General features: G+C 74.7%; 15 protein-coding genes and 1 pseudogene. 6 read left to right on the top strand and 10 right to left on the bottom strand.

The features are described from left to right. Positions 1-44: 44 nt before the first annotated feature. The 3 genes from OG946_RS33155 to OG946_RS33145 form a co-directional block, all read right to left on the bottom strand. Positions 45-449 carry a roadblock/LC7 domain-containing protein gene (locus OG946_RS33155; protein WP_047019156.1) on the bottom strand — a complete coding sequence of 135 codons (405 nt, stop codon included), beginning with the start codon at positions 447-449 and terminating at the stop codon, positions 45-47. Beyond that, positions 449-2,956 carry a sensor histidine kinase gene (locus OG946_RS33150; RefSeq protein ID WP_326799631.1) on the bottom strand — a complete coding sequence of 836 codons (2,508 nt, stop codon included), beginning with the start codon at positions 2,954-2,956 and terminating at the stop codon, positions 449-451. The genes OG946_RS33155 and OG946_RS33150 overlap by 1 nt, the downstream gene beginning before the upstream one ends. Before the next feature lie 358 nt (positions 2,957-3,314). Beyond that, entirely contained in the window at positions 3,315-4,535 is a 1,221-nt protein-coding gene (locus OG946_RS33145; protein WP_326799630.1) for an FAD-dependent monooxygenase, read from the bottom strand. Between the two features lie 259 nt (positions 4,536-4,794). Between OG946_RS33145 and OG946_RS33140 the strand changes: the two genes are divergently transcribed. Together OG946_RS33140 and OG946_RS33135 are read left to right on the top strand one after the other, a co-directional pair. After that, positions 4,795-6,636 carry an ABC transporter ATP-binding protein gene (locus OG946_RS33140; protein ID WP_326799629.1) on the top strand — a complete coding sequence of 614 codons (1,842 nt, stop codon included), beginning with the start codon at positions 4,795-4,797 and terminating at the stop codon, positions 6,634-6,636. Further along, positions 6,633-8,546, top strand: coding sequence for an ABC transporter ATP-binding protein (locus tag OG946_RS33135; protein ID WP_326799628.1), 1,914 nt, complete (start codon positions 6,633-6,635; stop codon positions 8,544-8,546). The genes OG946_RS33140 and OG946_RS33135 overlap by 4 nt, the downstream gene beginning before the upstream one ends. 77 nt (positions 8,547-8,623) lie before the next feature. On the opposite strand, the gene OG946_RS33130 is transcribed toward OG946_RS33135, so the two are convergent. After that, entirely contained in the window at positions 8,624-9,217 is a 594-nt protein-coding gene (locus tag OG946_RS33130; RefSeq protein WP_326799627.1) for a flavodoxin family protein, read from the bottom strand. Between the two features lie 311 nt (positions 9,218-9,528). Here OG946_RS33130 and OG946_RS33125 point away from each other — a divergent pair. Then, positions 9,529-9,726: pseudogene (locus tag OG946_RS33125) on the top strand (RNA polymerase subunit sigma-24); the annotation flags it as partial. 41 nt (positions 9,727-9,767) lie between these two features. Here the strand turns inward: OG946_RS33125 and OG946_RS33120 are convergent. Further along, positions 9,768-10,607 carry an ABC transporter permease gene (locus OG946_RS33120; protein WP_326799625.1) on the bottom strand — a complete coding sequence of 280 codons (840 nt, stop codon included), beginning with the start codon at positions 10,605-10,607 and terminating at the stop codon, positions 9,768-9,770. Then, complete coding sequence (locus OG946_RS33115; protein WP_326799624.1) at positions 10,604-11,500, bottom strand: ABC transporter ATP-binding protein; 897 nt, start codon at positions 11,498-11,500, stop codon at positions 10,604-10,606. The genes OG946_RS33120 and OG946_RS33115 overlap by 4 nt, the downstream gene beginning before the upstream one ends. 239 nt (positions 11,501-11,739) lie before the next feature. Between OG946_RS33115 and OG946_RS33110 the strand changes: the two genes are divergently transcribed. Beyond that, a complete protein-coding gene (locus OG946_RS33110; protein WP_326796008.1) occupies positions 11,740-12,960 on the top strand; it encodes an IS110 family transposase in 1,221 nt (406 codons plus the stop codon). Between the two features lie 17 nt (positions 12,961-12,977). On the opposite strand, the gene OG946_RS33105 is transcribed toward OG946_RS33110, so the two are convergent. Together OG946_RS33105 and OG946_RS33100 are read right to left on the bottom strand one after the other, a co-directional pair. Continuing rightward, entirely contained in the window at positions 12,978-13,439 is a 462-nt protein-coding gene (locus tag OG946_RS33105) for a Clp protease N-terminal domain-containing protein (protein ID WP_326799623.1), read from the bottom strand. After that, positions 13,436-13,651 carry a hypothetical protein gene (locus OG946_RS33100; RefSeq protein WP_101420395.1) on the bottom strand — a complete coding sequence of 72 codons (216 nt, stop codon included), beginning with the start codon at positions 13,649-13,651 and terminating at the stop codon, positions 13,436-13,438. The genes OG946_RS33105 and OG946_RS33100 overlap by 4 nt, the downstream gene beginning before the upstream one ends. A 244-nt stretch (positions 13,652-13,895) precedes the next feature. Here OG946_RS33100 and OG946_RS33095 point away from each other — a divergent pair, with 244 nt between their 5' ends. Continuing rightward, a complete protein-coding gene (locus tag OG946_RS33095; RefSeq protein ID WP_326799622.1) occupies positions 13,896-15,701 on the top strand; it encodes a coagulation factor 5/8 type domain-containing protein in 1,806 nt (601 codons plus the stop codon). Positions 15,702-15,789: 88 nt separating this feature from the next. On the opposite strand, the gene OG946_RS33090 is transcribed toward OG946_RS33095, so the two are convergent. Next, positions 15,790-16,842 (bottom strand): LacI family DNA-binding transcriptional regulator, encoded by a 1,053-nt coding sequence (locus OG946_RS33090; RefSeq protein WP_326799621.1) that lies wholly within the window; start codon positions 16,840-16,842, stop codon positions 15,790-15,792. 291 nt (positions 16,843-17,133) lie between these two features. Here OG946_RS33090 and OG946_RS33085 point away from each other — a divergent pair, with 291 nt between their 5' ends. Continuing rightward, on the top strand, positions 17,134-18,252 hold the full coding sequence (locus OG946_RS33085) for a hypothetical protein (protein WP_326799620.1): 1,119 nt from the start codon (positions 17,134-17,136) through the stop codon (positions 18,250-18,252). Between the two features lie 51 nt (positions 18,253-18,303). Here the strand turns inward: OG946_RS33085 and OG946_RS33080 are convergent, their stop codons facing one another. After that, a complete protein-coding gene (locus OG946_RS33080) occupies positions 18,304-19,968 on the bottom strand; it encodes an FAD-binding oxidoreductase (protein WP_326799619.1) in 1,665 nt (554 codons plus the stop codon). Positions 19,969-20,127: the final 159 nt, after the last annotated feature.

Below are 20,127 nucleotides of genomic sequence, written 5' to 3'. Positions count from 1 at the left end.
GGGCGCGCGGGCGGGGTGAGGGGGTTCCCGCCCGTGCGGCGGCGTCAGGAAGCGGGCTGCGAGTCGCGCAGTTGCGGGCTGAGCGCGTCGCCCACCTGGTTGATCAGCTCGGACATCATGTAGCTGACCTCGCCGATGTCGGCGTCCCGGTTGGTGGTGACCAGGAGGGACGCACCGCTGGAGACCGCCATGGAGAACATGTAGCCGCCCTCCATGGCCGTCAGGCTGTGCTCGACGGGGTCGGCCTCGATCAACTGGGCAGCGCCGGAGAGCAGGTTGACGATGCCGGAGGCGATGGCTGCCAGCCGGTCCGCGTCGTCCTGGTCCACCCCTGTGAAGGCCAGGGCGAGGCCGTCCACGGAGACGGCGATGACCTGGGTGACCTCGGGGATCCGGCGGGCGAAGTCACTCAGCAGCCAGCTCAGGTCGGCGGTGGATGGGGTAGTCATCACGTGCTCCGTTGTGAGTCGTCGTCTTTTGCGGGCCGGGTACGGCCGCTGTTCCTGGCGGTACGGGCACGGCCTCCGTCGTCGTTACGGGGACGGCCGTCGCCGTTGCCGTCGCCACCGCTGCCGCCCGTACCCGCCGGGCGGCCGCGATCGGCGGCCCCTCCGGCTCCCTCACGGCGGCCGGTGCTCCTGCTGATGCCCTGGGTGTACGCGGCCAGCACGTCGGAGATCTGCCGGGAGTCCCGGCGCTTCGTGGGCGCCGCCTTCCGCTCGCTCCGGCCGCCCGGCTTGTTCTCCCCTTCGCGCTTGGGGAACCGCGGCCACTGGTCCGCCGGCTGGCGCATCCGCACGGGCAGCCCCGAGGGGCTGACGCCGGCGACGCGGTCGGCCGGGTCGTAGTCCGGGCCGAACGGCAGGTTGCGCCGCGCGCCACCGCCGTCTCCGGCCTCCGCCTCCCGGCTGCCCGGAGCGGCGCCGCCCGGAGCGGCGGCGCCGGGGGGCCCGCCGCGCGGGGTGGTGCCGCCAGGGGCGGCACCACCCGCGGCGGCCGCGTCGCGCCGGGGCGCGGCGGCGGCGACGGGCTCGTCCATCGGCTTGCGCGGTCCCGGCACACCGCGGGGGTTGGCGGCGAAGACGCTCGTCTCCCCCTCCACCAGCGGCCGTTCGCCCTCCACCATCGTCTCCTCCTCGACGGCCACGAGGACCGTCGGCGGGAGGGTGACCTCGGCGATGGTGCCGGGGCCCGCGGAGGAGCGCAGCTCGACCACGATGCCGTGCCGGTCGGCGAGCCGGGCGACGACGTGCAGACCCATGGACCGCACGGCGCCGACGCCGGTCTGCGGGTTGACCAGCCGGGCGTTCAGCTCGTCGCGGCGCTCGGGGGTCATGCCGACGCCCTCGTCGACGATCTGCACCACCGCGCGGTCCCACAGCCGCCAGACCGCCACGCCCACGTGCTTGTCGGGGGGCGAGAACCGGGTGGCGTTGTCGAGGAGTTCGGCGAGGATGTGCGCGAGGTCGTGCACCGCGCGGGCGGCGATGCCGATCCCCTGCTCCACGATCCCCATGGCGACGCGCTCGAACCGCTCGATCTGCTGGGCGGCGGCGACGACCACGGTGGCGCAGGGCGCGTCCGATTCGCGTACCCGGGCGTGTCCGTAACCGCCCATCACCAGCAGGTTGTTGGTGTTGCGCTCCATGCGGATGGCGAGGTGGTCGAGTGCGAAGAGGATCTTCATCCGCTCCGGGTCGGCCTCGTCGCGCTGGACCGCGTCCAGCTCGGACACCATGACGGAGGTGAGCTGCGCGCCGCGGCGGGCGACGCCGACCAGGGTCTCCGCGAACTGCTCGTGCGCGTGCGCCTGCTGGGCCGCGAGCCGTACCGCCTCGTGGTGGACGGAGTTGAACGCCTCGCCGACCTCGCCGATCTCGTCCTCGCCGGTGGTCTCCACCGGGCTGCCGGAGCTGTCGGCGACCTGTTCCGGTGTGGCGCCGCCGAGCGCGCCGGGCTGGGAGAGCTCGGTGACGATCTGCGGCAGCCGTTCCGTGGCCACCGAGTGCGCCGCGTTGCGCAGGTCGCGCAGCCGGCGGATGATCACGCGGCCGACCCGGAGCGCGAAGAGCAGCACGCCGACCAGCGTCACCAGCACCACGACGATCTCGATGACCGCCCACCAGATGAGCGTGGACCGTTCCTCGGTGACGTCCTTGTGCACGGCCTCGTTGACGCGGCGCTCCACCGAGCGCAGCTCGGTCAGCCGGTCGGCCGTGGCCTCCTGCCACTCGGCGGCGGAGATGCCGAGCTCCGCCCCGATCGGGGTGCGGCTGACCTGGTCCTGCATCCCCTGCGCGGGCAGGGTGCCGGAAGCGGAGAGCGCGTGTTCCAGCCACGCGCGCCACTCCTGCGGACCGAGGGCGACGAAGGAGCTCATCGTCTCGAAGAAGCCGATCTCGGTGGCGTCGAAGGTGCGCCGGGAGGCAGCGGTGAAGCCGCCGCCGTCCAACGCCCTGAGGACCACGACCTGTTGCTGCGCCGAATGCTCCTCGGCGCGCGCGAACGAGGCGGAGGCCCGGATCCGGTCGGCGATGTCGGCGTCGACGCCGTCGGCCTGGGCGATGCCGTCCCGGTAGTCGACGAGGTCGGCGATCGTGATCCGGTATCCGAACGCGAGCGCGGACAGCGTGCCGCTGCCCGAGCGCGCCTGGGCGCGCAGCGAGGGCAGTTCGGCCAGCGTGCGGTCGATCCGCTGTACGGCGAGGTCGGCGTTGTGCGGCAGGGAGGCGAGCTTCCTGCGCTTCTCGGTGTACTCCGAGATACCTGCGTCCGTGGCGTCTGTCGCCTTGCGGAACGTGGTGGCATCGCCCTGGGAGGCGACCAGCGCGGTTGCGGCAGCACGTTCGTCCTGCAACCGGGCGGTCAGCTCCGCGGCGGCCTCGGCGGCATCGACCATGTGCGCCAGCCTGTTGGCCTGGAACGCCTGGGTCGTCGCCGGCGCGAGTGCTCGCACGGAAAAGGCGATGGCCACCGCAAGGGGAACGGCGACCAGGAGGACGAGTCGACGGTTGATCTTCACTACGCAACCCCTACGTCGGGGTCATGACACAGTAAAGCTGACACGGGATTACCTTGCGATGGGGAGGGTGTGACATGTGGGGGTCGGTGCATCCATCGCTCCTGCTGAGGGTGGGCTGAGCGATGCGTCTGATGCTAAGTCGGAAGTATAAGTTACGGGCGAGTACAACATCAAAATATGCAAGAGGGAGATGCAATCTCTACCTCTGATCAAGCCGATTCGATCAGGTTCCGTCTGAAATTTCAGAGATGGGTGGGCAGTTCGAACGCCCGCGCGGTCAAGTCCGGGCCCCTCAGCCGCGCTTGAGCGGCTGCCCGCCGAAGCCGCTGCTGCGGTCGGGACCCCGGTTCTGCTCCTGCCACCAGGCGTCGAACTCCGGCTGCCCCATCTTCTGCCAGTCCGGGGTCTGTTCGACCTGGGCCCGGCCCAGCCGGCGGCCGAGGGCGACCATGGCGGCGCCGACGGCGGTGCGGTCCGCGTCGTACGCGGCGGCGATCTCCGGCCAGTCGCCCCCGGCGCGGCAGGCGGCCTCCAGCGCCGTGGCGTCCTGGAGCGCCTTGACGCTGCCGCCGCCGGTGTGCGGCCGTACGACGGTGGCGGCGTCGCCCGCGAGCAGCAGCCGGCCCACGGCGAGCCGCGGCACCTCCAGGTCGTAGATCGGCTGGATGAAAGAGTCCTCGGGCGCGGTACGCAGCACGCACCGGCCCCAGTACGGCGGGAAGTGCTCGGCGACCAGGTCGCGCAGGTACGCGGTGAGCTTCGCGGCGACCCGGCCCGGGGGCAGCGAGGTGGGGGTGCGCAGGTCGAGCAGCAGGTCGGGGTCGTCCGGCGGGACGGCGTAGAGCACCCAGTTCATCCGGAAGCCGCCGCCCGCGGCGGGGATGAGGTACATCATGCAGTGGCCGCCGGGGAAGACGACCACGCGCGCCTCGGCGCCGTCCGTCTCGGGGTCGCCCGCGACCGGGACCGAGGTGCCGCGCCAGCCGAGGTAGCCGGCGTAGTCGGGGGCGAGCCCGGGGAACATCGCCTCGCGGACCACCGAGCGGTACCCGTCCGCGCCGATCACCGCGTCGAAGCGCTCCTGGCGGCCGTCGGCGAGCTTGAGGGTGGCGCCGTCCGCGTCCTGCTCCACGGCGGTGACGGCCGCGCCCGTGTGGTACGTGACCGACTCGGGCACCCGGTTGCGCAGCTCGTGCCAGAGCGAGCCCCAGTTGTAGGAGCGGAACGGGAAGTGCTGCTCGGCGAACCCGTGGCCCAGCTCGGCGTCTCCGTCGCGGATCGTCCACACCCGGCGGTTCAGTCCCGACCAGGGCATCGACGAGTCCACGTACCCCGCGGCCTCCAGCTCCGCGAACCGCGCGTCGTGCAGGCCGATGCCCACTCCGCGGTCGCGCAGCTCGCCGCCGGCCCGCTCGAAGACGGTGACCCGCCCCGCACCCGCCCGCGCCACCGCCTGCGCCGTGGCGCACCCCGCGATGCTCCCGCCCACCACGGCGACGGAGTCCTCGTCCACCACGGTCTCCCCTCTGTTCCTCGGGCCGGCACCGCGACGCTCCGCGCCGGGCCGGCTCTCCCGCATGTCCGGGGCAACAACCTTCCCCAACGCGATCACCGCGTCAAGAGATCGGCGGGGCACCAACCGCCCCTGTGTGCGGCCGAGTCGGGACCGCGGGCCCGCTCGCGGACCCCGGGGATCGGGGTCACCCAACGGTTACTTAGGCTAGCCTTACCTACTCGGTTCCGGGTGGGGAGAGGAAGAGGTGGGGTGGCGGGTGGCTGTGCAGAAACCGTCGGGGCGGGACGTGCTGAAGGGCGCGATCGCGGGACAGCGGCGCGGTGTCGCGATCGGCTCGGTGCTGGCGGTCGGGCACCAGCTCGGTGAGGCGCTGGTACCGGTGCTCATCGGCATGGTCATCGACGACGCGGTCGCCGGGGACGACGCGGGCGCGCTGGTGCGCTGGCTCCTCGTGCTCGTCGCGGTGTACGTCATGCTCGCGCTGAGCTTCCGCCTCGGGGTCAAGGCGTCCGAGCGGGCCGCGGAACTCGCCGCGCACCGGGTGCGGCTGGAGCTGGTGGGCCGGGTGCTCGACCCGCGCGGCGGCGCCGAGCGCGGCCGGCTGCCCGGCGCGGTGGCGAACATCGCCACCGACGACGCCAAGCGCGTCGGCTACATCGTCATGGTGGTGACCGTCGGCGTCTCGGGGCTGGCGGGCGCGGCGGTCAGCGCGGTGGCGCTGCTGCTCATCTCCGTACCCCTGGGACTGCTCGTGCTGGTCGGCACGCCCGTGCTGCTGTGGCTGGGCCATCTGCTGAGCAAGCCGCTGGAGCACCGCAGCGCGGCCGAGCAGGAGCAGGCGGCCACCGCCTCGGGCGTCGCCGCCGACCTGATCGCCGGGCTGCGGGTGCTCAAGGGCATCGGCGCGCGGGACGCGGCCGTCGAGCGCTACCGGGCCACCAGCCGCGACTCGCTGGCCGCCACGCTGCGCGCCGCGCGCGCCGAGGGCTGGCAGAACGGCGTCGTGCTCGCGCTGACCGGCGGCTTCATCGCGCTGGTGGCGCTGGTCGGCGGCCGGCTCGCGCTCAGCGGCGACATCACGCTGGGGCAGCTCGTCGCGGCCGTCGGGCTCGCGCAGTTCCTGCTGACGCCGCTGCAGGTGTTCGCGTACGTCAACGCCGAGTTCGCCCAGGCGCGGGCGTCGGCGGCGCGGGTCGCCGAGGTGCTGGCCGCGGCGCCTGCCGTGGTGCCCGGCGACCGGCGGCTCGCGGAGCCGGTCCGCGGCGAACTGCGGCTGCGCGGCGTGGCACTCGGGGCGCTCACGGAGGTGGACATGGCGATCGCGGCCGGCGAACTGGTCGGGGTCGCGACGACGGAACCGGCCGCCGCGGAGGCGCTGCTGCGGTGCCTGGGCCGGATCGAGGACCCGGCGGCGGGGGTCGTGGAGCTGGACGGGGTCCCGCTGACGGGGCTCGACCCGGCGGAGCTGCGGACGGCGGTCCTGGTGGCGGCGCACGACGCGGACCTCTTCGCGGGCACGGTGGGCGAGAACGTCGCGGCGGCGGGCGCGGGGCAGGGGGATACGGCTTCCGCGGGCGGCGGACCCGCGGGCGGCGCCCGTACCGGAGCCGGCGGCGCGGGAGGCGACACCGGCCGTAACGGACCCGCGGACGGCGGCAAGGCACCTGCAGGCGCCGCCCGTTCGGGGCCCGAGCCGCCCGGCCGCGACCCCGGACCCGCGATGGCCGCCGCCGCGGCCGACGAGGTGTGCCGGGCACTGCCCCGCGGCAGCGGGACCGAGGTCGGCGAGGCCGGGCGCGCCCTCTCCGGCGGGCAGCGGCAGCGCGTCGCCCTGGCCCGCGCGCTGCACGCCGGGCGGCCCGTGCTCGTCGTCCACGACCCGACCACCGCCGTGGACGTGGTCACCGAGGCCCGGATAGCCGAGGGGCTGCGCGCCCACCGCGCCGGGATGACCACCCTGCTGGTCACCAACAGCCCCGCCCTGCTCGCGGTCGCCGACCGGGTCGTGTTCGTCGACGCCGGCCGGGTCGCCGCCGAAGGACCGCACGCCGGCCTCGTACGCGACGAGTCGGTCTACCGGGCGGCGGTGCTCGCATGACCGCGACGCCCGGCCCGTACGACGACACGCACGAGGGTCCCGACGGGCCCGGGGGCCGGCGCGGCGACGACGCCCGCGACCTGCTCCCCACCGCCACCCCCGCCCGTACCCGCGCAGCCGTGCGCGAACTGCTGCGCCCGCGCCGGGCACTGGCGTGGACCGCGTTCGCGATGATGGCCGCGGCCACCGCCGTCGGGCTGCTCACCCAGCCGCTGCTGGGCCACATCGTCGACCTGGTCACCGACCGGCGCGAGGCCGGCGCGCTCACGCTGCCCGTCGTGCTGCTGGTCGCCGTGGCCGCCGGCCAGGGCGTGCTGACCGCGATCGGCCGGACGATGGTCTCCCGGCTCGGCGAGACCGTCCTCGCCGAGCTGCGCGAGCGGTTCGTCGAGCGCGCGCTGCGGCTGCCGCTCGACCGGCTGGAGAAGGCCGGCTCCGGCGACCTGACCGCCCGCGTCACCCGCGACGTCTCCCGCGTCGCCGAGGCGGTCCGCGGCGCGCTGCCCCAACTCGCCTCCTCCGTACTGGCCATCGTCCTCACGCTCGGCGCGCTGGCGGTCCTCGACTGGCGCTTCCTGCTCGCCGCGCTGCTCGCGGTGCCCGTGCAGGCGTACACGGCCCGCTGGTACGTCCGCCGCGCGGTGCCCCTCTACGCGCGCGAACGCGTCGCCACCGGGGCGCAGCAGCAGCAGCTCCTCGACACCGTCAGCGGCGCGGCCACCGTGCGCGCGCACCGGCTGGAGGCGCTGCACGCCGGGCGCGTGGACGCGCGCTCGCGCGCCGCGGTGGACCTCAGGCTGCGCGGGGTGCGGCTGCTGATGGGCTTCTACAACCGGCTGCACGTGGCGGAGTACCTGGGGCTGTCCGCGGTGCTGGTGGCGGGGTACGTGCTGGTGCGCGACGGCTCTGCGTCGATCGGCACGGCGACGGCCGCCGCGCTCTACTTCCACTCGCTGTTCGGGCCCGTGAACGTTGCGCTGGTGCTCCTCGACGACGCGCAGGCGGCGACGGCGGGGCTTGCGCGACTGGTCGGCGTCGTGGACGCGCGCGAGCAGGCCCCGGCCGGCCGGCCGGGGCCCGAGGAGGGCCCGCGGCCCGCGGTCGGGGTGTCGGTCAGCGGGGTGTCCCACGCGTACGAGCCGGGCCGGCCGGTGCTGCACGACGTGGACCTGGAGCTGCGGCCGAAGGAGAAGGTGGCGCTGGTGGGCGCGAGCGGGGCGGGCAAGAGCACGCTGGCCAAGCTGCTCGCCGGCATCCATGTCCCGGCCGCCGGGCGCATCGACGTGGGCGGCGCGGCGCCGGACGAGTCGGGCCGCACGGTCGCGCTGGTCACCCAGGAGGTGCACGTCTTCGCCGGCCGGCTCGCCGACGACCTGCGGCTGGCCCGGCCCGGCGCCGGCGACGAGGAGCTGCGCGAGGCGCTGGCCCGGGTGGGCGCGCTTGGCTGGGCCGAGGCGCTGCCGGAGGGGCTGGACACGGTGGTGGGCGAGGGCGGTCACCGGCTGACGGCGGACCGGGCCCAGCAGCTCGCGCTGGCCCGGCTGGTGCTGGCCGACCCGCCGGTCGCGGTGCTCGACGAGGCGACCGCGGAGGCGGGCAGCCTCGGCGCGCGGCGGCTGGAGGAGGCGGCGGAGCGCGCGCTGGAGGGGCGTACGGCGCTGGTCGTCGCGCACCGGCTGAGCCAGGCCGCGGCGGCCGACCGGGTCGTGGTGCTGGAGGGGGGCCGGGTCGCGGAGAGCGGGACGCACGACGAACTGCGGGCCGCGGACGGGCCGTACGCGGCGCTGTGGCGGGCGTGGTCGGCGGGGCGCGCGGCGGACGCGGAGCAGGTCGCGCAGCGGGACCCGAAGCAGAACACGGAGCAGAACACGGAGCGGGACACGGACGGTGCCGGGCGCTCTGGGCCGTAGCGGACCGTACGGATCACGCCTGCCGTCGGCAGGGGTACGGGTACGGGCGGCGGGCCCGGTCCGTACCGCCGCGGCCCTCAGACGGGGTGCGGGCGGCGGGCGTCGAGCGCGGCGGCGGTCGTGACGGCGCGCCACGCCTGGTACCGGGCCGCCTCCAGCGCCACGTCGCCGGGCGGGCCGTCCCCGGAACCGTCCGGGACGGGCTCCGGGCTGCCGGGCGGCACGATGATGCCGCCCCAGTGGTAGAAGACGTTGGCCAGCGTCAGCAGTCCGGCGCCCCGCCCGCCGTGGGCGGTGTCGACGGAGGTGAAGGCGGAGTACACCTTGTCCGCGAGCCCGCCCGCGGACGACAGCGGTCCCGTGGTGTCGATGAACGCCTTCACCTGGGCGGACATGTTCCCGAGCCGCGTCGGGGTGCCGAACAGCACCACGTCGGCCCAGTCCAGGTCGTCGACGGCGGCCTCGGGCACCTCCGCGGTCTCGCCGCGGTGCCGGGCCCACTCGGGTCTCGCCGCTATCGCCGACTCCCCCGCCGTCTCCGGCACGCGGCGCAGCCGCACCTCCGCACCCGCCTTCTCCGCGCCCTCCACCGCGGCGAGTGCGAGGGTGTGCACGGTGCCGGTGGCGCTGTAGTAGATGACGGCCGCCTTGACGGGGCTCTCGGATTCCATGGTGGGCCTCTCACTCCGCGGTCCGGCTCGTGGATGGTTCACGATGGAGCACGCGCTTCCCCGGCGCGAGCCCTGTGACTAAGACGTACCGGCCGCCCCAAGTGTGAGACGGCGGCCCGGCCTCACAGTGCGGCGGCCCGTTTCGTCATACGAGGGAGACCTGTCGCACGACCGAGGAGCACCCGCACCATGACCACACCGTCCGCGCCGCAGCACGGCCGCCCCGACCCGGGGCCCGCCGGGATCGCGAGCAAGCGGCGGCGGCTGACCAACCTCGCCTACCGGCTGCTCGGCTCCCTGGCCGACGCCGAGCGGAGGTGGCCGGGATCGTCGGCCGGTCGCCCGCGGCGTGCCGGCAGTTGGCGTCGTCGGCCCGCCGCCGGGTCCGTACGGCGCGGCGGCCCGCGGCGGCGGAGCACCACGCCGCGCTGGTACGGGAGTTCCGGCGGGCCTGGGCGGCGAAGGACATCGGCGCCCTGGTCGGGCTGCTGGACCCGGCCGCGACGGCCTGAGCGCCGGTACGGGCCGGGGCCGTGGCCCGTACCGGCGCTCAGAGCACCCGCTGCAGCGCGCGCTCGCGGCGGGCGGCCACCTTCGAACCTGACTCGCGCCGCGCCATCCGGCGCAGCACCACCGGCGCCACCGCCAGGCCCAGCACCGCCCAGGCGCCGAGCACGCCCACCGTCTCGGCCTGCCGCCAGGAGTCGCCGATCTCCACCGCCACCGCCGCGTCGGGCAGCATCGCGGCGCGCATGCCGAGCCCGAGCCAGTAGAGCGGAAAGACCTGCGCGGTCCACTGCAGCCACTCGGGCAGCGCGGTGATCGGGTAGAAGATGCCGGAGATCCCGATCAGCGCGAGCACCGGGAGCTGGATCAGGCCCTGCGCGCGGGCGTCGCCGAACACCGAGCCCAGCACGGCCCCGACGGGCAGCGTCGCCAGCATGCCGAGCGCGACGATCCCCACCAGGTGGAGCCAGGCGCCGCCGTCGAGGTGCAGGCCGTCGACGAGGAAGAGCGCCGGGATCAGGAAGAGCGCGAGGTCGGCGAGGAGGCCGCCGGCGACGGAGACGACCTTGCCGACGAGGTAGCCGCCCATGCCGTTCGGGGTGGCCTTGGCGCGCAGCAGGGTGCCGTCCTCCCGCTCGGCGGTGAGCAGTTGGCTCATGGTGACCATGCCGAAGGACACGTTCATGCCGAGGATGCCGGGGAGGGTCAGGGCACCGAGCATGAAGCCGGTGGAGTCGAACTCCCGCCCGCGCAGGAACCACAGGACGCCCAGCATCAGCAGCGGCCAGAACAGGTGGCTGAACAGCTCGGCGCCGTTGGTGAACGACTGGCGCAGCTCGATGGCGCCGCGCCGCAGCCCGGCGCGCAGCATGCAGGCGTTCACCGGGCGCCGCCGTCCACCGCGCGCGGGGCCGCGCCTTCCGCAGCGTGGACGAGGGCGAGGTAGGTCTGCTCCAGCGACGCGCGCCGGACCTCCAGTTCGGCGATCTCCTCGCCGTGGCGCTCGAAGAGGCCGCGGACGAAGGCGGTGGAGTCGTCGGTGGCGTGGACGCGGGGCCGGCCGCGGTGGCGCCAGCGGACGCGGTCGGCGCCCGCGATGCGGCGGGCCAGCTCCGCGGGGGTGCCGTCGGCGATGACGCGGCCGGCGTCGAGGATGACGATGCGGTCGGCGAGGACTTCGGCCTCGTGCAGGTCGTGGGTGGTGACGAGCACGGTGGTGCCGGCGGCGTGCAGGTCCCGTACGAGACGGTGGAAGCCGCGCCGGGCGTCGGGGTCGAAGCCGGTCGTGGGCTCGTCGAGGAAGAGCAGGTCGGGGCGGCCGACGATGCCGATGGCGACGTCGAGGCGGCGGCGCTGGCCGCCGGAGAGGGTACGGATCTTCTGCCCGCCCCGGCCGCCGAGGCCGACGGCGTCGGCGAGTTCGCCGGGGTCCCAGGGGGTGCGGCCGACACAGGCGTAGTACGAGGCGAGGTGGGCGAGCAGTTCGCGGACGCGCCACTTGCCGTGGTCGCGCCAGGACTGCAGCACGACGCCGACGCGGGCGCGCCACCGCTCGTCGCCCTGCGCGGGGTCGGCGCCCAGGACGGTGACCTCGCCGGCGGAGCGGGTCCTGAAGCCTTCGAGGATCTCGATCGTGGTGGTCTTGCCGGCGCCGTTGGGCCCGAGGAGGGCGACCGTCTCGCCGTGCCGGACGTGCAGGTCCACGCCGTGGAGGACGTCCGCGGCGCCGTAGCGCATGCGCAGGCCCGCGACCTCGACGGCCGCGGCGGCGCTCATTAGAGGACCATCCCTTCTGCAGCCCTCACAGGTAGGGTTGTGACCTCTCGGTCCCGGCGGGTGCATGGCTTGTGGCGCGAGCCATTCGATGGCCACTGTGAGTTGTGCCAGCCCCGTCGGGCCGAGGCCGTCTGATCGGCATCAGGGACACGCCCCGCAGAGGGCCGATTAATGAGCTCCCGGCAGACGGTCTCACCACCGGGCAGGTGCTCCGCGCATGACACAGGAGTACGTCTTTCGTGTACATCGGATGGGACTGGGCGACCGAGACCCACGACGTGACCGTCATGGACAACACCGGTGCCCGGGTGGCCCGTTGGGAGTTCACGCACACCGAGGAAGGCATCGCCAGGACGCTGGCCAAGCTCGCGAAGTACGGCAGCCCGGCGGACCTGCCGGTGGCCATCGAGACCACCCGCGGCCTGGTCGTGGACCGGCTGCTCGAGGCCGGCCACCCGGTCGTTCCGGTGCACCCGAACGCCTTCCACGCGATGCGCCCGCGCTGGGGCGCCTCCAAGGCCAAGACCGACGCGGGCGACAGCCTCAAGCTCGCCGACTACCTGCGCACCGACGGGCACTTCCTGCCCCGTCTGGAGCCGACCGGGCAGGCAACGATGGAGTTGCAGGCCCTGACCCGGCAGCGGGCCGACCATGTCGCGGCCCGCATCGCGGCCGTCAACCAGCTCGCCGCCCTGCTGGACGCGCACTGGCCCGGCGGCAGGGCCGTCTTCTCCAGCCTCGACAGCGACATCGCCCTGGCGTTCCTGGACCGCTACCCGACCCCGGCCTCGGCCGCCAGGCTCACCGCCGGGCGGCTGGAAGCCTGGTGCAAGCGCCACAGCTACAGCGGCAAGCGGCCCGGCAGTGTCCTGATCGAACGCCTTCGCTCGGCTCCCCAGCCCGCATCCCGGCTCGGCGAGAGCGTGATCGAGCAGCTCGTCCGGGTCCAGGTCCAGCTGGTCAGGAGCATCCGGGCGACGATCCGGGTGCTGGATACGGCCATCGCCGACGCCGTCTCCTCGCACCCCTACGCGCCGCTCCTCGCGACCATGCCCCGCATCGGCACGATCAATCTCGGGCAGATCATCGGCGAGATCGGCCCGATCCTGGAACGCTCCCGCACCAGCGAACAGTTCATCGCCGAGACCGGCGTCGTTCCCGTGACCCGGGCGTCGGGCAAGTCCCGCGTGGTGAGCTTCCGCCACGCGGCCAACCGCCGTGCCCGACTGGCCATCGTCGGCTACGCCGACAACAGCCGGCACGCCAGCGACTGGGCAGCGAAGATCTACAACGACGCGCGAGCGGACCGCAAGCGCCATCCCCACGCCGCCCGCATCCTCGCCCGCGCCTGGCTGCGTGTGATCTGGGCCTGCTGGCGCGACGGAACCTGCTACGACCCCGACACCCACCGAGCCAACAACAAGATCAAACCCGATCCCGAGGCGAATCTGGCGGCATAGAGGTTGACTCAGGGAACTCACAGCGCCTCCCGTACGCGCGCGGCGAGGGCGGCCCGGTCGACGCCCGCGAGGTCCAGCGCGCGGGGCACGGTGCCGACCTCGGCCTGGAGGAGCGCGTCCAGCACGTGCAGCGGCGTGAGGTCCTTCTTGCGGTGGGCGCCGGCCATCCGGTCCAGGGCGAGCTTGAGCGAGGCGCCGAACTGCGGGCGGCGGCCGGGATCTGGGGTGGCGCGCAGGTCGAACGCGCCGGGCGCGACGCCCGCGGCGCCGAGGCTGTGCGCGAACTCCCGGTCCAGCGCGGCCTTCAGCTCCGCGCGGCCGAGGCCGGCGGCGGCCAGGAGGCGCTGCGGCTCGGTGCCGTCCTGGGCGGCGACCGCGAGCAGCGCGTGCCGCGCCTCCATGGCCGCGGAGCCGTCTTCGCGGGCCTCGTCCTCCGCGGTCAGGAGCACCGCCTGCAGATACCTGTCGAACGCGCTCATCCCCGCCTCCTCAGCGTCACGCCGGCGGCGATGAGCCGCTTGGCGTGCTTCTTGTGCACCGCCTGGCGCGTGACGCCGAGCGCCTCTGCGACCTGCGGCCAGCTCCAGCCGGTACGCATCGCCCGCTCCACGGCGGCGTCCTCCAGCCGGTCGGCTAGGCGGCGCAGGGCCGCGACCGCCGCCAGCGCGTCTGCCGGATCGTCGTCTGCCATACAGGCAACCTAGGTTGACTAATGGCGGATAGTCAACCCCGGTTGCTTAACACCCGGGAAGGCGGGCCCGCCTGTGCACACTCCTTGAACTCACCACGCCGCCACGGCCGTTGTGTGCGCATCCTCTTGACGGCGCGCCCCCGCGGGCGTAAACCGAATCAGGCGCGAGAGAGCGCTCTCTCTCGCTCGACCGTTCATTCCTTGAAGCCTGATCGAAGAGCCGACGACTCAGGAGACGTGACCCATGCGCGTACCCCCCACCGGTGACTCGCCCGCTCCGCCCGCAAGATCCGGCCCGTCCCGCCGCACCCTGCTCGCCGCCGCCGCGGCGGCGGCCGCGGTGCCGGCCACGGGCCTGGCGGTCTCCCAGGCGACCGCGGCGCCGCAGCGGTCCACGGCCCGGCCGCTCGCCGACCCGGACCTCGGGCCCAACGTGATCTTCTTCGACCCGTCCTCGCCCGATATCCAGGGCCGGCTGGACCAGATCTTCCGGCAGCAGGAGTCGGCGCAGTTCGGCACCGGCCGCTACGCGCTGCTCTTCAAGCCCGGCACGTACAACGGCCTCAACGCCCAGCTCGGCTTCTACACCTCGATCATCGGCCTGGGCCTCTCCCCCGACGACACGCACATCAACGGGGACGTCACCGTGGACGCCGGCTGGTTCCAGGGCAACGCCACCCAGAACTTCTGGCGCTCCGCGGAGAACCTGTCGCTCAGCCCCGTCAACGGCACCAACCGCTTCGCCGTCTCCCAGGCCGCCCCGTTCCGCCGCATGCACGTGCGCGGCAACCTCAACCTCGCGCCCGACGGCTACGGCTGGGCCAGCGGCGGCTACATCGCCGACAGCCGCATCGACGGCACCGTGCAGCCGTACTCGCAGCAGCAGTGGTACACCCGCGACAGCAGCATCGGCGGCTGGCTCAACGCCGTGTGGAACATGGTCTTCTCCGGCGTCGAGGGCGCCCCGGCGCAGTCCTTCCCCGACCCGCCGTACACCACCCTGGACACCACGCCGATCTCCCGCGAGAAGCCGTTCCTCTACCTCGACGGCGCCGAGTACCGCGTCTTCCTCCCCGCGCTGCGCCGCAACGCCCGCGGCACCACCTGGGGCGGCGGCAGCCCGCAGGGGCAGTCACTGCCGCTGTCCGACTTCCACGTCGTCAAGCAGGGCGCGACCGCCGCGAGCATCAACGCCGCCCTGCGGGAGGGCAAGCACCTGCTGCTCACGCCGGGCATCTACCACGTCGACGCGCCCCTCGCGATCGAGCGGGCGAACACCGTGGTGCTCGGCATCGGCTACCCCACGATCATCCCGGACGGCGGCGTGCGTGCCATGACCGTCGCCGACGTCGACGGGGTACGCCTCGCCGGCTTCCTGCTGGACGCCGGGCCGCAGAACTCCGACGTGCTGCTCCAGGTCGGCCCGGACGGCTCGGCCGCGGACCACGCGAACAACCCGACGACGCTCCAGGACGTGTTCATCCGCATCGGCGGCGCGGGCCCCGGCAAGGCGACCACCAGCATGGTGATCAACAGCCGGCACGTGGTCGTCGACCACACCTGGGTGTGGCGCGCCGACCACGGCGACGGCGTCGGCTGGGAGACCAACCGGTGCGACTACGGCGTCGTCGTCAACGGCGACGACGTGCTGACGACCGGGCTCTTCGTCGAGCACTTCAACAAGTACGACGTGCAGTGGAACGGTGAGCGGGGCCGGACGATCTTCTTCCAGAACGAGAAGGCGTACGACGCGCCCGACCAGGCCGCCATCCAGAACGGCAGCCTGCGCGGCTACGCCGCGTACAAGGTCGCCGACGACGTCGGCCAGCACGAGGGCTGGGGCATGGGCAGTTACTGCTACTACAACGTCGTCCCGAGCATCGTGCAGGAGCACGGCTTCGCCACGCCGACGGGCTCCGGGATCAGGTTCCACAACATCATGGTCGTCTCGCTCGGCGGTCAGGGGCAGTACGCCCACGTGATCAACGACCACGGCGCGCCGACCTCGGGTACGTCGACGATCCCCTCCAAGGTCGTCTCCTACCCCTGAGCCGCACCGGCGGGTGCGCAGGCCCCGCCCCCGGTCACGCGGACGCGGGGGGGCGGGGCCGGGGTCGGGGGCCCCGCGGGCCCGGGGCTCAGGACGACTCGCGTACGACCAGCGTGGGGCGGAAGACCACCGAGGGCGGCGCGGCCGCGGGCTCCCTGATCTGCCGCAGCAGCAGCCGCGCCATCTCGCAGGCCATGTCCTCCACCGGCTGCCGCACGGTCGTCAGGGCCGGCTCCGACGCCTCCGCGGCCTCGCTGTCGTCGAACCCGACCACGCCCACGTCCTCGGGCACCCTGCGCCCGGCCCGCAGCAGCACCGGCACCACGCCGAGCGCCATCAGGTCGGAAGCGACGAACACCCCGTCCACGCCGGGGTGTTCCGCGAGCAGCCGGCGCATCGCGGCGGCGCCGCCCGTCCGGGTGAAGTCGCCCTCCGCCCACGGCAGTCCGGCCACGCCCAGCGCGGCGAGCGCGGCGCGGAACCCCTCAAGGCGCTCCTGCGCGGCCGGCATGTCCTGCGGCCCCGCCACCGTGCAGATCAGCCGCCGCCCCTGGGCGACCAGGCGCTCCGCGGCCAGCCTGGCGCCTGCGCGCTGGTCCACCTCCACGTACGGCAGCGCCGCCGCGCGGTTCGGGCGGCCGGCCAGCACGGTGGGCAGCGCCGTCTCGGAGAGCATCCGGGGCAGCGGGTCGTCGGGGTGCGAGGAGATGAGGACGACGCCGTCGACGTGTCCCTGGCGCAGGTACGCGAGCACCTGCCGGCGCGACGCGTCGTCGTCGGCGACCATCAGCACGGTCTGCATCCCGGCCGGGCGCAGCACCTGGAGCAGCCCGCTGAGGACGCGGCCGAAGTGCGGGTCGGTGAACATGCGGCCGATGAACGGCGTGGCGACGTGGCGCTGTTCGCGCTCGGAGACCACCAGCGCCACGGAGTCGGTGCGCCGGGTGACCAGGGAGCGGGCGGCCCGGTTCGGCGCGTAGCTGGTGGCGGTGATCGCCTCCTCCACCTTGCGGCGCAGGGCGGCGTCGACCGTGGGCGAGCCGTTGATGACCCGCGAGGCCGTCGCCCGGGACACCCCCGCCACCCGGGCCACGTCCTCCAGGGTGGCGGGGCGGCCGGGCGGCCGGGGTTCTGTTGCCATGCAGCCTTTATACCGTCCGGCGGACGGTGGTGAGAGAGCGCTCTCTCCCACGCCCGGGACCGTACACCTCCGAAATGTGACGCGTCCGACACCGCGGGCGGCGCCCGCCCGCCCCGGTGCCGCGGCGCTCCCGGGGGCGCCACCACGCGGCCCTGCCACGGGACTTGCGCGAGCGCGCCGACGACGCCACGCTACCCGCCTGCGACCCGGGCCCGGGCGCCGGTTCCGGGTTGCGGATGCAGCATCATGGGGTGAAGTGCGTAGCCGAGACGACAGGGCACGATGGGCGAGATGATGCAACCCGGCGATTTCATGATGGCCACGAGGAGCCGCGGCTACTCGCCGCAGCAGGTCGACCGCGTCGTCGGCGACCTGCTCGCCGAGCGGGAGGCCGCCGTACGCCACGCCAGAGACCTGGAAGCGCAGGTGGAGGCGAGCGGGCGGCATCTGGCACAGCTCCTCGAACAGGCCGCCGCGCTCGGCCCGCAGACGTACGAGTCGCTGGGTGAGACCGCCCGCAAGCTCTTCCTCGACGCCAAGGCCGAGGCGGACCGGGTGCTCGCCCGGGCCGCGGAGGAGTGCCGGGAGCTGAAGGAGGCCGCCCGCGCCGCCGCGAACGAGCGCGCCGAGGAGTCGGAGCGGCACGCCGAGCGCATGCGGGCCGACGCCGAGCAGCGGGCGCGGCAGCGGATCAAGCAGGCGCACGAGACCGCGGGGCAGATCGTCGCCGACGCGCAGCGGCAGGCGGACGGCGCCCGCGAGGACGCCCGCCAGCGCGCCCAGCAGGTGACGCTGGAGGCCGCCGCGCACATCGGCGCGCAGCAGGCGGCGCAGGCCGAGCGCGAGGGCAAGCTCTCCGGCGAGACGGGCTCGCGGCTCCAGGATCTGGAGGACGCGCTGGGGGCGGCGGAGCGGCAGGCCGAGGCGGTGCGCTCGGAGTATCTGCGGCGGCGCGACGGCAACGCGAAGTACGCGACCGGGCTGCTGCGCGAGGCGGAGCTGGAGGCGGCGGACCTGCGGGACCGGGCCTGGCAGGCCGCGGAGCGGATCGAGATCCGGGCGGCGGTGGAGCAGGAACGCTACGCCAAGCGCATCGAGGAGGCGCGGACGCGGCTGGCCGAGGCGCAGCAGTCGGTGGTCGCCATCGCGGACCCGGCCGGGCGGCGCCTGGGCCGGCCCCAGGACCGGCAGCCCCACGACAGGCAGCCCCAGGACCGGCAGCCGCAGGACAGGCAGCCCCAGGACCGGCAGCCGCAACAGGCCCCGCAGGCACAGCAGTCCGCGCACTCCCAGGAGGCCCGGCAGCCGCAGCCGCCCGCGCAGGCCGTGCCGCAGCAGCCGCAGCACCGGCCCCCGCCCGTGCCGCCGCAGCCGGCGCAGCAGCCCGTGACCGGGCAGCCGGGGCAGTAGCACTCCCGCCGCGCGGCCGGGCCGCGGGCCCCCCGGCGGGGCCCCGCGGGGTCATCGCTCGGGGACGAGCACCCCGGGGTTGAGGATGCCCGCCGGGTCGAGCGCCGACTTCGCGGCGGCGAGCGCCGCGGCGAACGGGTCGGGGCGCTGCCGGTCGTACCACGGGCGGTGGTCGCGGCCGACGGCGTGATGGTGCGTGATCGTGCCGCCGTGCGCCGCGATCGCCTCCGAGACCGCGGCCTTGATGTCGTCCCACTGCGCCACGGTGCTGCCCCAGCGTCCTGGCGCGATGACGCCGAAGTACGGCGCCGGGCCGTCCGGATAGACGTGCGTGAAGCGGCAGGTGACCACTCCCCCGCCGCCGGTGACCGCGCGGACGGCGCGGTGCGCGGCGTCGGTGACGGCGTGGTGGAGCGCGCCGAAGGCGTCCCAGGTGCAGGCGGTTTCGAAGGTCTCGGCGATCATGCCGTGCCGGGCGAGGGCGTCGCGCTGGTACGGCATCCGCAGGAACGCCGACCGCCAGGCCGCGCCCGCGCCGCCGCCGGTACCGCCGTCGGGACCCGGCCCGCCCAGCTCCCCGGCGCCGGGCCGCCCGCCCGGTTCCGTAGCACCGCCGGATTCGTCCCCTACGCCCGGCTCCCCCGGCGCGTCCGGTGCGCCGCCGTGGTCGCGGCACAGCTCCAGCGCCCGCGCGAGCCGATCGGCCACCGGGTGGTCCGCGGACTCGAAGCCCAGCACGAGCACGCCACCGCCGGTGCCGACTCCCGCGTTGACCAGGGCCTCGGCCGGGTCGAGCAGCCGGCAGTTCGCCGGGTGCAGGCCGCTCTGCGCGACCGCCCGGGTCGCCGCCACCGCCGCGGCGAAGTCCGCGAAGCGCACCGACGCCCGCGCGCGCCACCGCGGCCGCGCCTGGAGCCGCAGCCACGCCTCGGTGATCACCCCGAGCGCGCCCTCGCTGCCGAGGAAGAGCCGGTCAGGCGACGGGCCCGCGCCTGAGCCCGGCAGCCGGCGGGACTCGCCGGTGCCGGCCGGCGCGACCACCCGCAGGGACTCCACGAGATCGTCGATGTGGGTGTGGAGGGTGGCGTAGTGGCCGCCGGCGCGGGTGGCCAGCCAGCCGCCGAGGGTGGAGAACTCGAAGGACTGCGGGAAGTGCCGCAGCGCCAGCCCGTGCGGGCGCAGTTGCGCCGCGAGATGCGGCCCGTACACACCCGCCTGGATGCGGGCGGCGCGGCTCGTCGCGTCGACCTCCCGCACGGCGTCCAGCCGCGCCAGGTCGAGGGTGACGGCCGGGCGCCCGTCCGTGAAGCGCGGCTCGACGCCGCCGACCACGGAACTGCCGCCGCCGTAGGGGATCGCGGCGACGCCCGCGCGGGTGCACCAGTCGAGCAGGTCGGCTACGTCGCGCTCGTGGCGCGGGCGGGCGACGAGGTCCGGCGGGTGGCGCAGGTCGCCGTGGAGGTTGCGTACGACGTCGCGGAACGCCTTGCCGTGCGTGTGCGCGGCGCGGTCCGCGGGGTCCGCGGAGCAGAGGCGGGCCAGCGCGGCGGGCGGCTCGACCCGGGGCGAGGGCAGGCCGAGGGCGGTGACGGGCGGGGGCGGGTGGTCGACGGGCTCGGCGCTCGACAGCAGCCGCACCCGGTCGAGCAGCGCGGCGAGTTCGGCGCCCCGCACGGCGTCCTCGACGGTGCCCCAGCCCCACCAGGATCGCGTCATACGCCCCTCCTTCCCCCGCGCCCGGGGCCGAATCCGGCCCCATCATGGCTGGAATTCCCCCCACGTGATCACCCCTTCAGGCGTTTCCGCGGTCTTGACAGCCGCCGCGCGACGGCGGCGCGGCATAGCCTCAAACGACGATCGACTGCCGGGGGGCAG

The sequence above is a fragment of the Streptomyces sp. NBC_01808 genome (genome assembly GCF_035917395.1).
Classification (GTDB): Bacteria; Actinomycetota; Actinomycetes; order Streptomycetales; family Streptomycetaceae; genus Streptomyces.
Note: the sequence above shows the minus strand (reverse complement) of the source record. Positions and strands in the feature narration are given on the sequence as shown.